The 605-nt window shown below is 64.8% G+C and carries 1 protein-coding gene; it reads left to right on the top strand.

The annotated features are described in order from the left end of the window. A partial coding sequence (locus EOC06_RS38305; RefSeq protein WP_164899052.1) for a DDE-type integrase/transposase/recombinase occupies positions 1 to 605 on the top strand: 605 nt, incomplete at both ends.

Consider the following 605-nt stretch of genomic DNA (forward strand, 5'->3'; position numbering starts at 1 on the left):
GCCGGATACCCGGGCTGTTCAGCCCCGAGGAGGTCGCGAGGAAACGGTCCGCCAATCCGAAGCATCTCCAGCGTCTCAAACCGCGGCCAGGATACATCCATGCGGCGCGCCCACTGGATGTCTGCCAGATAGATCACACGCCCACGGACATCAACTTCGTCGAGGTCGTCGACGGCGGCGGGACGTTCATCGGCCGGGCATACTTGACGATCGTCACCGACGTGGCGACACGCTGCATCTTTGGCTTCTGTCTCACCCTCGAGAAGCCGTCTGCGCTGTCGGTCGCGCTCTGCCTAGCGCAGGCTGTGTGTCCAAAGGAGGCCTGGCTCAGCGCACATGACATCAACCACGGCTGGCCGATGTTCGGTCGACCGAGGTCGCTTGTCACCGACTCCGCCAAGGAGTTCAAAGGGCATGCCTTCCAGCGCGGGTGCGAGGACTACGGCATTCGCATCCGCTACCGGGATCGCGGTCGCGTCCACCAAGGCGGGGTGGTCGAGAGGCTACTTGGGAAGCTCAACTCTGTTCTGGCAACGCAGCCGGGCTCGACGGGCCGATCCGTGGCGGATCGCGACGAATACCCCGCGCAGCGGCGAGCTCGCCTC

The organism is Mesorhizobium sp. M7A.F.Ca.MR.362.00.0.0, from assembly GCF_004023175.1.
GTDB lineage: Bacteria > Pseudomonadota > Alphaproteobacteria > Rhizobiales > Rhizobiaceae > Mesorhizobium.